15 protein-coding genes are annotated in these 15,065 nt (G+C 41.7%); 9 read left to right on the top strand and 6 right to left on the bottom strand.

Translation table 11 applies throughout. The features are described 5' to 3' along the window. Positions 1-19 precede the first annotated feature (19 nt). A complete protein-coding gene (locus H6G28_RS17610; RefSeq protein WP_190593637.1) occupies positions 20-625 on the top strand; it encodes an exopolysaccharide biosynthesis protein in 606 nt (201 codons plus the stop codon). A gap of 135 nt (positions 626-760) precedes the next feature. Here the strand turns inward: H6G28_RS17610 and H6G28_RS17605 are convergent, their stop codons facing one another. Continuing rightward, positions 761-1,483 (bottom strand): cadmium resistance transporter, encoded by a 723-nt coding sequence (locus H6G28_RS17605; protein ID WP_190593615.1) that lies wholly within the window; start codon positions 1,481-1,483, stop codon positions 761-763. A gap of 245 nt (positions 1,484-1,728) precedes the next feature. Then, positions 1,729-2,340 (bottom strand): DUF1003 domain-containing protein, encoded by a 612-nt coding sequence (locus H6G28_RS17600; RefSeq protein WP_190593613.1) that lies wholly within the window; start codon positions 2,338-2,340, stop codon positions 1,729-1,731. A gap of 257 nt (positions 2,341-2,597) precedes the next feature. On the opposite strand from H6G28_RS17600, the gene H6G28_RS17595 reads away from it, so the two are divergent. From H6G28_RS17595 to H6G28_RS17585, 3 genes are all read left to right on the top strand, one after another. Continuing rightward, the gene (locus H6G28_RS17595; RefSeq protein ID WP_190593611.1) at positions 2,598-3,524 is read left to right on the top strand and encodes a carbohydrate ABC transporter permease; all 927 of its coding nucleotides are present in this window, start codon (positions 2,598-2,600) and stop codon (positions 3,522-3,524) included. 344 nt (positions 3,525-3,868) lie between these two features. After that, on the top strand, positions 3,869-4,744 hold the full coding sequence (locus H6G28_RS17590) for an SDR family oxidoreductase (RefSeq protein ID WP_190672705.1): 876 nt from the start codon (positions 3,869-3,871) through the stop codon (positions 4,742-4,744). Between the two features lie 166 nt (positions 4,745-4,910). Beyond that, positions 4,911-6,407, top strand: coding sequence for a beta-barrel domain-containing protein (locus H6G28_RS17585; protein WP_190672702.1), 1,497 nt, complete (start codon positions 4,911-4,913; stop codon positions 6,405-6,407). Between the two features lie 170 nt (positions 6,408-6,577). Here H6G28_RS17585 and mraY read toward each other — a convergent pair whose 3' ends face one another. Together mraY and H6G28_RS17575 are read right to left on the bottom strand one after the other, a co-directional pair. After that, the gene (mraY, locus tag H6G28_RS17580; RefSeq protein WP_190593605.1) at positions 6,578-7,684 is read right to left on the bottom strand and encodes a phospho-N-acetylmuramoyl-pentapeptide-transferase; all 1,107 of its coding nucleotides are present in this window, start codon (positions 7,682-7,684) and stop codon (positions 6,578-6,580) included. A gap of 76 nt (positions 7,685-7,760) precedes the next feature. Next, on the bottom strand, positions 7,761-8,003 hold the full coding sequence (locus H6G28_RS17575) for a DUF3134 domain-containing protein (RefSeq protein WP_190593603.1): 243 nt from the start codon (positions 8,001-8,003) through the stop codon (positions 7,761-7,763). 252 nt (positions 8,004-8,255) lie between these two features. Between H6G28_RS17575 and H6G28_RS17570 the strand changes: the two genes are divergently transcribed. The 4 genes from H6G28_RS17570 (at position 8,256) to H6G28_RS17555 (ending at position 11,518) form a co-directional block, all read left to right on the top strand. Further along, positions 8,256-8,840 (top strand): PAP/fibrillin family protein, encoded by a 585-nt coding sequence (locus H6G28_RS17570; protein WP_190672699.1) that lies wholly within the window; start codon positions 8,256-8,258, stop codon positions 8,838-8,840. Between the two features lie 361 nt (positions 8,841-9,201). Next, positions 9,202-9,411 (top strand): photosystem I reaction center subunit IV, encoded by a 210-nt coding sequence (locus H6G28_RS17565; RefSeq protein ID WP_190593599.1) that lies wholly within the window; start codon positions 9,202-9,204, stop codon positions 9,409-9,411. Positions 9,412-9,692: 281 nt separating this feature from the next. Next, positions 9,693-10,529: a DNA-formamidopyrimidine glycosylase gene (locus H6G28_RS17560; protein ID WP_190672697.1), complete on the top strand. Its 837-nt coding sequence runs from the start codon at positions 9,693-9,695 to the stop codon at positions 10,527-10,529. 242 nt (positions 10,530-10,771) lie between these two features. Next, on the top strand, positions 10,772-11,518 hold the full coding sequence (locus H6G28_RS17555; RefSeq protein ID WP_190672694.1) for a Uma2 family endonuclease: 747 nt from the start codon (positions 10,772-10,774) through the stop codon (positions 11,516-11,518). Between the two features lie 86 nt (positions 11,519-11,604). Here H6G28_RS17555 and H6G28_RS17550 read toward each other — a convergent pair whose 3' ends face one another. Then, positions 11,605-13,044, bottom strand: a complete 1,440-nt coding sequence (locus H6G28_RS17550; RefSeq protein ID WP_190672690.1) for an RtcB family protein — start codon at positions 13,042-13,044, stop codon at positions 11,605-11,607. Positions 13,045-13,285: 241 nt separating this feature from the next. Then, a complete protein-coding gene (locus H6G28_RS17545) occupies positions 13,286-13,699 on the bottom strand; it encodes a universal stress protein (RefSeq protein WP_190593591.1) in 414 nt (137 codons plus the stop codon). Between the two features lie 88 nt (positions 13,700-13,787). On the opposite strand from H6G28_RS17545, the gene H6G28_RS17540 reads away from it, so the two are divergent. Next, positions 13,788-14,990, top strand: coding sequence for a phosphoglycerate kinase (locus H6G28_RS17540; protein ID WP_190593589.1), 1,203 nt, complete (start codon positions 13,788-13,790; stop codon positions 14,988-14,990). The last annotated feature ends 75 nt before the right edge of the window (positions 14,991-15,065 follow it).

The raw sequence follows: 15,065 nt of genomic DNA, 5'->3' as shown, positions 1-15,065 counted from the left end.
TCACTCTAACTCGCGCCAAATGCCTCTAAGATTTTCGCAAGAAATTAAATCCTTGCTACAACGCTTATCTAATCACCACTTAACTTTAGGTGATATTTTGGCAGAGACTGCGGAACGAGGGTTTAGCCTGATAATAGCTTTATTAGTTTTACCTTTTTTGTTTCCCATGCCTCCAGGGTTAGCTGGGCCTTTTGGTGCTGCTTGCTTGCTGGTTTCTATACAGATGGTTTTTGGCAGGCGATCGCCTTGGCTACCAAAACAAATCGCCAGATATCAATTTCCGCGTCCATTTGCCCAACTTATCTTAAAAAATCTCCAACGTCTCACAAAAATAGTCGAAAAAATTACCCGTCCACGCTTAAAGCGCATCGCCAGTAATCCCTTAACTTGGCGACTGAATGGGTTATGTATTTCTTGGTTAACAATATTGCTAATGCTACCATTACCTTTAACAAATCCGATTCCGACTATTGGCATATTACTATTAGCAATTGCGACTCTCGAAGCTGATGGCTTATTGATTTGTATTGGTTATATTATTACTGCTTTAATTACTTCTTTCTTTGCATTTCTGGGATATGCAGTCTGGTTAGCACCTGGGTTATTACCTAATTTTTTTAAATAAAACAAATTCTATAAATAAACCCCTCAGACTAGAAGTCTGGGGTTTTACCAACAAAGCTACATTAGGAATCCGCAGGATTTTCTTTCAATTTCAAAAGATGATCAATTGCTTTGCTGGCTGAACCATAATTGCTAACTATATTCTCCAGTCAACATCACTAGATGTTTCTACTTGTGCATTGATGCCATATAGTTTGACTAAGCCTGTTAAAACTAAACAGCTAACAACTAACGCAATGGGAGGTAATGAAGCACTATCTAAAACGATAAACACACCTAAACCAATCAACACAAAGGGAACAATGTTGTTACCATATTGCGAAATTAAATTACAGATAGCAGGTTGGCAGGTAAGTTTATATGTGCCGTAGCACCAAACACCAACAAGCGATAAAAAGACTGCAATAATCACTAGTAAACTAGAGAAATCTGCATTAGCAAACAATGGCATATAAATGCTGACATTATCACTACCATTCGCAATAGTAATAGCAGCAACACTAAAAGCTTGGGGAGATAACCAGTTAGTTAAGGGAGAAGATTTAGTTAATTCTGGTTCTGATGCGGTTGTTTCAGATGAATCTTGATCTGGATTCAATAGACGATGTAAGCCAATAACAATGGGTGCAAAACCAAGAAAACCCATCCACTCAGAAGGTAGAATTAAACCTCCTAAAAAACCAACTAAACTAGCAATTACTAATGTACTAAAACCTAGATATTGACCAATCACAATGTGTCGACAACGGAAACTTGCATTCACTTGCGAGAATAACAGCGTCAGGATAACTAAATCATCCAAATTTGTAGCGGTAAAAGCTGTGATACCAGTGGGAATACTGTTAATAATTCCATTCATGTCTATCTCTCCTTGATCTGCACATTGATTTCTGCATATTTTGGGAATTAACTACTTTAAGTAAGTGTAGAGATGTAGCATCCCAAATGAATTTATCTCAATAAGTAACTGAAGATAAAAAGGCTGCGAAGGCTGATTGTAACTGAAGAGTGGAAGAGTCAAGATTTTAGTCTGGAACTGGCTCAAGATATTTAAAATTTAGACTCTCACTCTGTTGAAAAAATGAAATTTTAGGTCATTCATTGTTATCGACGAATGTATTGATCAATAACTTTGGTATGATCATCAACGAACTTGTCCTGTTTACTAACTGGAGTAAAAGGTGCTGTTTTCGGAAATTTTTCGTTAATTTGTACAACGAGTCCTGGTGCTAAAGTAACGCGATTATCTTTAACCTCCTTGGAAACACTTAAATGTACTTTCATTTCCCGCAACATTTGTTGCTGTTCTTTCACGATTTCAGTCAACTCAGCAATTTGTTGTGTATGCAATTTATCCAGTTTTTCATGGAGTAGTTCAATATTTTGTCCGGCGCGTAAGTTTACCTGATGGTCAATGTCGGCGTTTCTTCGGTCAGTATCAGACTGGCGGTTTTGACTCATTAATACAATTGGTGCAGTGTAAGCTGAAGCGAAAGAAAACACCAAGTTCAGCAGAATGAATGGTGACTCATCCCAGTGAGGAACTCCTGGTGCTAAGTTTAAACCAACCCATCCGGCTAAAACTGTGCTTTGACAAATCAGAAATTTCCAAGAACCTACATGAGATGCGAGTTTATCTGCAAGGCGTTGACCGGGAGTTAATTCTTCAGTTGTAATTTGTTGTGTTGCCAATTTTTGATTAACTACTGGCTTCATGATTTACCTCTCTGGGTGATTGCTGTCTGTGTTTTTGTTGATGAATTTAATTTATGCTGTTACTCTGATAAATACAAATATTATTATTTTTTAAATTAATAAATTTAAGTGATTGATACAGAGAACAGCTAAGAAATACTGAGATAAACTAAAAAATGATTGAGACAGCAATTCCCAAATCGAAGATCGTGCGATCGCTCTCTAACTGCATCTGTTCGTGTAATATGAGTTAGCCTTGCTGTCGAACTCACACAGTTATGAGTCAACTGACATCTAAAAATTGGATTCTCATCCAACAAAAACTTACACCATACTTGTTTTTGCTACCAGCGTTAGTACTTTTGGGGTTAACTGTCTTTTGGCCTGCATTACAAGCCTTTTACCTCAGTTTCACCAGCTACGAAGATATTTCTCAGCCACCACAATGGATAGGTTTTGGGAATTTTCTGCGGTTGTGGAAAGACGCAGTGTTTTGGAAAACTTTAGAAAACACCTTTCTTTATCTAGTGGGTGTAGTTCCCATTCTCGTAATTACTCCCCTGGGTTTAGCAATTTTAGTCAATCAAAAACTGCGGGGTGTTAGTTGGTTTAGAGCCGCATATTATACACCAGTAGTAATTTCAATGGTAGTTGCAGGTATCGCCTGGAAATGGTTATACGCCGAAAACGGTTTACTGAATCAGTTACTCAAAACTTTAGGAATTTTCCCCGAAGGAATTCCTTGGTTAACTAGTCCAGATAAAATTTTGGGGATTTTACCAATTTCTCTAGCCAGTGTGATGGCTGTAACTATGTGGAAAGGCTTGGGCTACTACATGGTAATTTATTTAGCTGGGTTACAATCAATCCCGGCTGATGTTTATGAAGCCGCCGCTATTGATGGTTCAGATGGTATTAAAAAACATTGGGATATTACGATACCTTTAATGAGACCTTATTTAGCTTTAGTAGCAGTAATTTCAGCTATTTCCGCCACAAAAGTTTTTGAAGAAGTATATATCATGACTCAAGGCGGGCCACTCAATAGTTCTAAAACCATTGTTTATTATTTATATGAACAAGCTTTTAGTAATTTAGACATTAGCTATGCTTGTACAATTGGATTAATATTATTTTTAATAATTTTAGGTCTGTCAGTTTTACGGTTAACTCTTAATCAATCAGGTGGAGATTCTCTAGTTTAGCAGCCAAACAATCTAGAGATTCAGATTCTCAACTTCTTGGAAGTTGAGGAGAATGATTGAGAAGTGCTACATTCAGGGTGGTTTTTTGTCGCTGGAGAATGATGGCAAAAAAGCTAGGATATTTAACCAGGACTTACGCACAAAGATTATCTGTGGAGATTGGGTGTAAGGGTGAAAGGGTTTGGGGCTTTGCCGTGAGCGTCAGCCGAACGGTGTAAGGATTTTGAATAAGTACACCCCTATACCCTTGAACCCTCGCCACAACCCTTGATTTTTCGTTTTGATGCGTAAGTCCTAAATACTTTCCCAATATTCTCTAAGTATATTAATTTTTAGGTATTTATATGTTTTTAGTAACAGGAGCAACGGGGGGAATTGGTCGTCGTGTTGTGCGACTGCTACGCCAACAAGAACAATCAGTCAGGGCGTTTGTGCGGCTGACCTCACATTATAGTGAGTTAGAACATCGGGGCGCAGAAATTTTTATTGGTGACTTGCGCCAAACTAGAGATATAGAAAAAGCAACTCAAGGTGTCACATATATTATCAGCACTCATGGTTCTGATGGTGATGCTCTCTCACTAGACTATCGCGCCAACATAGAACTAATTGACCAAGCAAAAGCTAACCAAGTTCAGCATTTTGTGTTTGTGTCTGTGTTGGGAGTAGATCGCGGCTATGAAGATGCGCCTGTGTTTAAAGCTAAACGCGCAGTCGAAAGATATTTGGTAGATAGTGGCTTAAATTACACAATTTTACGTCCATCTGGACTAGCATCTAATTTGCTGCCACTGGCAGAACAGTTTCGAGAAACAGGATTGTATTTACTAATTGGCGATCGCAAAAACCGTAGCTCAGTTGTGAGTACAGATGATTTAGCAAAAATGATAGTTGATTCTGTCAAACTTACACAGGCGCATAACCAAATATTGCCAGTTGGGGGGCCAGAAATTTTGCAACGGGAAGATATTCCGCAAATTTTTGGTCGAATTTTTAATAAAGAACCGATAGTCATCAACCCACCAGTTTTCTTAGTGGATGGCTTAAGACATATTATTGGTTTGTTCAGTCCGCAAGCGCAAACAGCCTTGGGGACTTATCGGACATTGCTATCTAATGAATTTTTCTGTAAAAAAGATGAAATAGCTAATTTAGAGAAGATTTTCAATTTTCAGTTGGAAACTTTGGAAAATTTTTTACGACGCTATTTAGCAGTTTGAATCAGGGGGTGGAGGTTAGAGGTTAGAGGTTAGAGGTTACAGGTTAGAGCTTAGTTTAATGCGATCCTTAGTTCCTCCCCAAGTCCTCAATTCCTAAACCCTAACTCCAAGCCCCTAGCCTCTAGTCCCTAGCCCCTAGCCCCTCCTAATTAAATTTAAAAATCTTATGACTTCTCCCCTATTTGCCAATGCTGCTCAAGCGCGTCAAACAAAACAGCGATTCGCCAAGCCAGAGGATCAATTGTCTTATGAGTTAGGTAAGGCAGTTCAAGAATTGCCCCCGCTTTATACTAGATTATTAGCCGGAACCATTAGTTTAGCGTTATTCGGCACGATCGCCTGGGCGAATTTCTCGGAAATTGATGAAGTAGCCATCGCTCAAGGGGAATTAATTGCTTCCACCCAAGTCAGACCTTTGACATCGCTGGGGAATGGGATGATTTTAGCAGTGAAGGTGAAAGAAGGCGATCGCGTCACCAAAAATCAAGTATTAATTCAACGCGACCCCGATTTCCAAAAAACAGACGTAAACCGCCTGACAGAATCTAGCCAGTTGATTAAAGATGACTTAGAGCGTTTGGATGTAGAACGCATCGGCGGTCAAAGCACTGGTGAGAAATTGCAAGATGAACTGTTAATAGCACGTCTGCGCGATTATCAAGCACGTCAAGCCACCGCCGAAGCCGAAGCCAACCGCCAACGCGCCCTCCTCGACCAAGCAAAAGTCCGCCTAACAAGATTGCGAGAAAATTTAGAAACTGCCAAAACTGCATTAGTTAACTCTAAAGCTAATCTTGCTAATGCTCAAAATATCCGCGCCACAGTCAAAGAAGCATTAACAATTGCCAAAAATCGAGAAACCAAACTCCGCACCTTGATTACTCCTGGTGCTGTCCCTAGAGTTGATTACTTAGAAGCGCAAGAACGATTAAATCGTGCTACCACAGATGTCACCAGATCAGAAGATGAAGTAACCAACGCGAGTAACAGAGTCTCAGAAGCACAGGATCGCGTTGTCTCCCTCGAAAAAGACATTGCAGCCCAAGTCCAAGAAGTCCGTCAAGCCGAAGAAGCTTTTCAAGGGGCGCGTAATCAAGCACAACGTGTCACATCTGAGCGTCAAAGCGAAATTTTGACTCAAATGAACAAGCGCAAAGAAGAATTAACCACCGTCTCTGGTCAATTAGCCCAGGCGAAAAAGCAACAAGATGGAGAAACCATCAAAGCACCTGTGGCTGGGACAATCTACAGAATTAAGGCGACTAAAGGCCCCGTACAATCAGGGGAAGAATTACTGTCAATCTTGCCAGATGGCGAAGAATTAGAACTAGAGGTGAAAGTCCTCAACCGTGATATTGGCTTTATTCGTCCAGGAATGAAAGCAAAGGTTAAAATGGCTACTTTCCCTTTCCAGGAATTCGGCACTATTGATGGCACAGTCGTACAAGTTAGTCCCAATGCCGTGGTTGATAAGGACTTAGGTTTGGTTTTCCCCACCAGAATTCAAATGAATAAACATTCCCTAAATGTACGGGGTAAAGAAGTAGTATTTACACCCGGTATGGTAGCTACAGGAGAAATTGTCACGCGCAAAAAATCAATTTTAACTTTCCTGATCGAACCTGTAACTCGGCGATTTAGCGAAGCTTTTTCTGTTAGGTAACAGGTGACAGGTGATAGAGGCTAGAGGCTAGAGACTAGATGAATGTATTTTATTGGAGTGAAAAACGCTGTTATCCTTGTCTCCCTTGTCCTCCTTGTCCTCCTTCGCTATAAAAAAAGAACCCTCGAAATTTCGAGGGTTCTTTTTTTAAATCAGTTTTTTAAATAAATTTAGAAAGGTGCGATCGCTAAACAAATTACAGCTAACATTGCAGCTATCACATAAAATACAGCCACAACTTGTAATTCTGACCAGCCACCCAACTCTAAATGATGATGTAAAGGAGCCATTCTTAACAAGCGTTTACCTTTGCCATCTGGGCCTTTAGTCGCTTTGTAATAAGCTACTTGCGCCATTACAGACAAGGTTTCAACAAAGAAGATCCCACTGAGGATAAATAATGCTACCAAGCTGTTGGTTAACAGCGCCACAGCAGCTAACGCACCACCTAACGCCAGAGAACCAGTATCACCCATAAATACGCGGGCTGGGTTGCGGTTATGTGCCAAGAAACCTAAGCAACTACCACTTAAAGCCGCACAGAAAACCATCAATCCTGGGGAAGTTGGGGCGACTACAGCACCTAAAGCCAAAAGTGCGATCGCCACAGTTCCACCTGCTAAACCATCAATTCCATCAGTTAAATTAGTTGCATTACTCTCTGCTACTAGCACAAACCCTGCCAACGGCCAAAACAGGAAACCTAAAGGTAGTGCAAAGCTCACCCAAGGCAAAGCAATATTTGTAATATTAGAAGGCTGATTAAAGATTAACCATATACAAAACAGCACTGCAAACCCAATTTGCAAAGCTAATTTCATTTTGGGAGAAATCCCCTTGTTGGACTTACGGCGGAGAATTTGCCAGTCATCAATCCAACCAATAAAGCCATAGCTCAGGGTTAATGCGGAGACAGCAATAACTTCTGTGGCAAAATTAGACATTATACAGGCAACGATCGCTGCTACCGGGATGAAGAATATCCCGCCCATTGTTGGTGTGCCTGCTTTTTTGAGATGGGCTTGTGGGCCATCTTCGCGGATAATTTGTCCAGTTTTGAGTGCTTGTAGTAGAGGTACTACCACATAACCCACAGCAGCCGAAATCACCGCACACAACAATAAAGGCATCGTGAGTGATGTGTTTTGCCAAGGCAATCTATTGCCCATCAAATCACAAGTTACTGCTGCTAAACCCAGCCCAGTGGCTAAGGCAGAAGCGAGACCGATACCAGAAAAAATGTTTAATCCTTGGTTAGGAGACAATTTAGCGTCCACAGGATGTTCCCTTCACTCCACACTACAAAATTTAATTACAGGGACGAAAGCTATCACCAAGTCCCTAGCCAGCAGGCTAATCTTCGTCAATAGCTATATCGTCATCATCATCATCAAGATAGTCACCAATGCCATCTTCTCCACCGAGAAAATCTGAAATTTCTTCGTTTTCTTCTTCGGAAAAATCAGGTTCATGCACATCACGCGCTATTAAACGGCCATGAGATTGCAGCCAATCTAAGAGGGAGGATTCTTGTTTTAATGGAATTACGGCTGCGCGTTGGTTGCGGGGTTCTTCACGTAAGGGAGAATTCAACATATCGACGAAGAAACAAAATGTTAATGTAACTAGACATTAAGCAGTCTATCACTTGAAACGTAATAATTTAGTTATTTATTGATTCAAGTCTTGCCTGCTGAAATCCGTAAGTTAGCAAAAATATTTTATTTAATAGTGGTAGGACAGATAGGAATAAATTCTTAAAACTTTTGAGAGCTTGATACATAGGGCAACAATAATTCGACTTAAGGTGGATGAATTTTACACATTTTTGATTTGGGGTAATAAACAATGATGGGCAAGGCGGCTTTAATCAATGCGATCGCACCAACCAATCGTGGTTTACTGGCTACTGAGCCACAAAAACAAGCTATCTTAGCTGCGATCGCTAATTTAGAAGACTTTAACCCAACACCACGCCCATTAGAAGCAAGTAACTTGCTCAATGGCGATTGGCAATTACTTTATACCACTAGTAAGGCGCTTTTAAACCTAGATCGTTTACCTTTTTGTAAACTTGGTCAAATTTATCAGTGTATTCGGGTAGAAACTACCAGTGTTTACAACATCGCTGAAATTTACGGCTTACCTTATCTTGAAGGATTGGTCAGCGTAGCAGCTAAATTTGAGCCAGTTTCCGGTCGTCGCGTCCAAGTAAAATTTAATCGTTCTATTGTAGGTTTGCAACGTTTAATTGGCTACACTTCACCAGAGAATTTTATTCACCAAATTGAATCAGGTAAAAAGTTTTCGGGAATAGATGTTCCAATTAACAGCGAAAACCAACAAGGCTGGTTAGACATCACTTATATAGATGATGATCTCCGCATTGGCAGGGGTAACGAGGGTAGCGTATTTGTTTTAACTCGAACATAAAGTTTTCCTTTTGTGTGTTTTGGAGAACGAGAACGAAGTTATTTCATCATGTGCGCTTTGTCAAGGAGGGTCTGACCCCCATTCTAGGTATCAGGATTTTTCTGAGAACCTAACGTCAGGAAGATATCAGGCAAAAAAGTATGAAGTGTGAAGTCTAAAGTATGAAATTTTATCCTTTAGCCTCCTGCCTGGTGGGTGAATCTCGACTTCGCTCGATTACCGCGAGGTCGAACCCACTGCCCCCTGCCCCATGAAATCAGATAAATAACTTAACAAACCCTCTAGCAGCGACCTTCAGGTTGTAGAGTGAAATCAAATAGCCCTATATATCGGCAATTGATAACTAAAAGGGAAGATAATCATGGTTCAACGTGGTTCTAAAGTACGTATTCTCCGCCCAGAATCCTACTGGTTCCAAGATGTCGGCACCGTGGCTTCTATCGATCAAAGCGGCATTAAATACCCAGTAATCGTCCGTTTTGAGAAGGTAAACTACTCTGGTATCAACACCAATAACTTTGCCTTAGATGAACTAATCGAAGTAGCACCTCCGGCTAAAGCTAAAAAATAAGTAGCAAAGCTCAAAGGGGATTCTTTAATGGGATGATGAAGGGAAGCTTTAAGTATGTAGAATGAAGCCTAAAGTTTCAGTTCTCTCATGCTTCCTCTCAGCCTACTCTAAGTCAGAGCAACTGCCCTGCGGGTATTTACGGTTTCTGTTCGAGACAATAGATATTTACCCCTAAGTGCGTACAGTACTTCCTCTCATCTTTCCCAACCGGAATAGGCAAGGGATTATGTCCCTGATCCTTTTCGATGATCCCTAAATAATTTGCTTACTTATCAGTTCCAATGCCTGAACTGCCTGAAGTTGAAACAGTCCGCCGGGGTCTTAATCAATTGACCCTGAATCAAAACATTACGGGTGGAGATGTGTTGCTCAATCGCACCATCGCCTACCCGTTTTCTGTTGATGAGTTTATTCAAGGAATCCAAGGTCGTGCCATTATGACTTGGCATCGTCGGGGGAAATATCTTCTCGCTGAATTATCTCCTGGTGCTGGCTACCTTGGGGTACATCTGCGGATGACTGGTCAATTATTATGGCTGCACCGTGATGAACCACTGCACAAACACACAAGAGTCAGACTATTTTTTGGGGATCAACAGGAATTGCGCTTTGTTGACCAACGCACCTTCGGTCAAATGTGGTGGGTTCCCCCAAAAATGCCGATAGAAATTGTCATGACTGGTTTAGCTAAATTAGCAGCCGACCCATTTGCACCAGAATTCACCGTTGAGTATCTGGCTGCTAAACTCAAAAACCGCCGCCGTCCGATTAAAACCGCATTATTAGATCAATCTGTCGTCGCCGGATTAGGTAACATCTATGCTGATGAAGCGTTATTTAAATGTGGCGTGTTACCAGAAACCTTGTGTACAGATTTGCAACCCCAGCAAATTGAACAGTTACGCAAAGTCATCATTGAAGTCTTAGAAACTAGTATTGCGGCTGGCGGTACAACCTTTAGTAACTTCCTCAACGTCAAGGGGATCAACGGTAACTATGGTGGTGTCGCCTGGGTTTACAATCGCACTGGGGAACCTTGCCGAGTTTGTCACAACGTGATTCAGCGAATTCGATTAGCTGGCCGTTCTAGTCATTTTTGTCCCCAGTGTCAAAGTTAGTTTTATAGGACTTACGTACAAAGGTTTTCTGTGGAGATTGGGTGCAAGGATATGGGATTTAAGGGTTTTAGATACACCCCGGAAGTCAAAATCCAAAAGTCAGAGAATTTTTGACTTTTAACTTTTGACTTTTGAATTGATGTTTTCCCTTCACCTCTCCCCAAACCCTTGATTTTTCATCTCACTGCGTAAGTCCTATTAATATAAAAATACCCGCAACCATTACTCATCGGTGAAAAGCTATGTCAGACACCACTCTAGCTGCACCAGATATTCAAATTCCGCCTACCCAAGCAGAACTTCCCTATGATGATGGTGTACCAATGGAAAGCGCCCGCCATAAAGCCCAAATGGATTTACTCATAGATGCTTTAATTCCTTGGTTGGAACAACGGGATGATGGGTTTGTGGGCGGAAATATGTTTGTTTATTACAGTCTGGCACAGGTACGAAACAAAGATTTTAAAGGGCCGGACTTTTTTGTTGTGTTGGGAGTTCCAAAGGGTGAACGTCGCAGTTGGGTAGTTTGGGAAGAAGGGAAAGCCCCAGATTTAGTAATTGAGTTACTTTCTGACAGTACAGCCATAGCTGACAAAAATGAGAAAAAACTGATTTATCAAAATCAAATGCGTGTCCCGGAATATTTTTGGTACGACCCTTTTCACCCCGATGATTTAGCTGGTTTTTCTAACGAAAAAGGTGTTTATCAACCCATCGAAACCAACGCTCAAAACCAGTTAGTGAGTCAATTTTTAGGTTTAGCCTTGCAATTGTGGCAAGGAAATTATAAAGGTATTGATGCTATTTGGTTACGCTGGGCAAGTTTGGCTGGAGAATTATTACCCACTCCTGAAGAAAAAGAACGTCAACGAGCCGAGAAGGCAGAATCTCAGCTATTACAAACTGCACGTAACTTACTTGAGACTGGGATGACAGTAGAACAAGTAGCTAATTTAACAGGTTTGAGTGTAGCTGAAATAGAAAGATAAAACTTTGCTTGATGAACTCGATGTGCAACTTATTTTTATAACCTCTTCCCGAAGTGGAAAGAGGCTATAGAATTAGGCGATCGCACTTACGCTTTAAATGTCAACACCGGACTTAATCTGGCTACGACATCTACCATTTGCGCTTCTACCTGTACATCAATCACCGACTGAATTGGCTTATAAGCTGCTGGTGCTTCTTCAATTCGCCGTTCTGCACGCAAGGTAATACAGTCTACTCCGGTTAAGCCCAGTTCTGACTCAGTTTGAGATGCACCTTGGCGACTCAAATCAAATCGACTCCGAATTCTACCAGCGCCATGCGAAGCTGAATTACAAAAAGCTGCATTGCCTTTGCCCACCATCAGATAAGAGTCAGCCCCCATTGAACCGGGAATAATCACAGGTTGTCCTGAATGGGCGGGACAAGCACCTTTGCGCGTTACCCATCCTTTACCTTCAGCTAAGGTGATATTGTGGGGTAAGTCGTAAACTAAAGGTGCTTCCACATCACCATAAACTTCTCGCAACCGCAGACGTAGCAGTTCTGCTAATAATAGGCGATTGATAAAGCCATAATTAGCAGCCGTCGCTTCAGCTTGGAGATAACTAGCAACTAATTCTGGATGGGAATGCACTGATAAAGGAAAAATCTGGGATTCTGGATACTTGAGACCTTTCGGCCAAGTTGCTTTCGTTCGGTCTCGCCACATTCCCCCAATGTACTTACCGACATTGCGTGAACCAGAGTGAATCATAAAGGCTAATTGTCCTTCTCTGATTCCCCAAGCATAAGCCAGGGAGCGATTTTCGATTTTTTCCACTTGTTGTACTTCAACAAAATGGTTGCCAGAACCAATCGTTGCCAGTCCTCCATCCCTTACCAGTCCAGTATCAGGAATTAATTCTTCTGGTGCTAACTTCCAGTCGCCCTCCATTGCACCACCTAAAAATATAGATTCGCTTTCCTGGGAAATCTGCTCCAAGTCTGATTTGACAAAACTACCCGTCGGCTGATCAAACATGGTATCTAACCAACCAAGAACACCATACTGAAATAATGCTTTCATGGTGTGGGCGGTCATGGTGACATCTCTTGTACCAAAGAAATAATCCCCCTTCATCCGTTCTACAAAGGAGTCCCGTTGAGCAAGAAATTTGTCAATGGTCAAATCGGCAACGTGTAACCGCATTCCACAGTTAATGTCAGAACCGACAGCATCAGGGATGACTTGACCAACCGTTTCAACTACAGAACCAATGGCAATACCCGCATCACCAGGATGAAAATCAGGTGTGGCACAGGCACGACAAACGCATCCGCCATTGGGATGACGCACATTTGCTAAATTAGCTAGTTGCTTCAGGGCTTTAGCTTCAATGGGAAAGCCTTCTGGTAATAAGACTTCAGCTACTGGTGCATCAGGAGAATTAGTTAAACGAACAGAATAAACACCATTAAAATAATTGACATTCAAACCTTGTCGTGCTAAAGCACGCAGGAGGCGTTGAAGATTTTTGGGCTGCATGAAAACTCCATGAGAGTCTGAAAAAGACCCTAGTTTTAAATTGATTGCAGAGACATGGGTTCAGCAGCCGCATCTCAAGTATTTTTAGGGGTTATTTTCCCAGAACTATGGGGAAAACAACGGGATGATTGTTAATATTTTGCCTATTTATTTTGGTAACACAGATTCTTGTGGTCTGGCAAGGGGGATATGTGAGGCGATCGCACTTTGATATGATGGTCATCGCAGCGATCGCACTCAACTAAGGCACAATCAACACTGGACAAGGAGAAAGATTAATTACTCTTGTTGTCACACTATCAGTTGCACCTTCATCCGTTAAGCCCAGTCCCCGACAGCCCATAATAATTAAATCCGCACCGATTTCATCAGCCACATCACAAATAGTAAAAGCTGGTTTTCCCTGTCTTTCTAGAATTTCAGACTGAATACCTTGCTGTAAGAATAAAGCTTGGGCATTTTCTAGCAGTTTGGCAACTACCTCTGGCGACACCATCGGATCAGGACTTGGTGCTTGTGTCTCTGTGGCGGTTTCCTCAACCACAGATAGCAAAACCAAGCGGCTACCGTACTTCTGCACAACATTAGCCACTACATCAGCAGCTTCTCGTGCTTCCCGACTTTGATCGATTGGAAATAATACTGTCTTAAACATATCTCTCCTCCGCACCCCAGACTCCGGTAAAATCTTGATGGTTATACTTTCAAAACGATAACAAAAAGGCAATCAGGAGGGTTTGGCTGTGTCCAAAAAAAGTTTAGCAAGTTTATCGGCGGCTGATATTTCTGGTAAACGTGCCTTAGTGCGGGTGGACTTTAATGTGCCTGTTGATGATCAAGGTAACATTACCGATGATACTCGTATCCGCGCTGCGCTGCCAACCATCCAAGATTTAACAAACAAGGGTGCTAAGGTAATTCTGGTCAGCCATTTTGGTCGTCCCAAAGGCGTAGACGACAAACTGCGTTTAACACCAGTGGCCAAGCGTTTGTCTGAGTTGTTGGGTCAAGAAGTTGTCAAGACTGATGACTCTATCGGTGATGAAGTTGCTCAAGCAGTTGGCGCTTTGCAAAATGGGCAAGTGCTTTTACTAGAAAATGTCCGCTTTTACAAAGAAGAAGAGAAAAACGATCCAGAATTTGCGAAAAAACTAGCCGCGAATGCTGACTTTTATGTAAATGATGCTTTTGGTACTGCACACCGCGCCCATGCTTCTACTGAAGGGGTGACTCAATTCCTGAGTCCTTCTGTGGCTGGATATTTGGTGGAGAAGGAATTGCAATATCTACAAAATGCAATTGAAAATCCCCAACGTCCTTTGGCTGCAATTGTTGGTGGTTCCAAGGTATCTAGCAAAATTGGCGTAATCGAAACTCTCCTAGAGAAGTGCGACAAGCTAATCATTGGCGGTGGGATGATTTTCACCTTCTACAAAGCCCGTGGTTTGAATGTTGGCAAGTCTCTGGTAGAAGAAGACAAGCTGGAACTAGCAAAATCTTTGGAAGCAGCAGCTAAGGAAAAAGGCGTTACCTTCTTGCTACCTACAGATATTGTCTCGGCTGATAAATTTGCTCCCGATGCCAATGCAACCACCGTCAGCATTGAGAATATCCCTGCTGATGGTATGGGCTTGGATATTGGCCCTGACTCTGTGAAAGTCTTCCAAGAAGCTTTGGCTGATTGCAAGACTGTAATTTGGAACGGGCCTATGGGTGTGTTTGAGTTTGATAAATTTGCTGTCGGTACAGAAGCGATCGCACGTACTCTTGCAGATATCAGCAAAACAGGTACAACTACCATTATCGGTGGTGGTGACTCTGTTGCAGCTGTGGAAAAAGTAGGTTTGGCTGATCAAATGAGCCATATTTCTACCGGTGGCGGCGCAAGCTTAGAATTACTCGAAGGCAAAGTTCTTCCCGGTATCGCGGCTTTAGATGAAGCGTAATTAGAAGTATGAAGTGTGAAGTGTGAAGTATGAAATTTCATACACCATACTTCATACTTCATTCTCACTAAATTG

Source organism: Nostoc sp. FACHB-190, from assembly GCF_014696905.1.
Classification (GTDB): Bacteria; Cyanobacteriota; Cyanobacteriia; order Cyanobacteriales; family Nostocaceae; genus Nostoc_B.
This window is presented reverse-complemented; position numbering and strand designations above follow the sequence as displayed.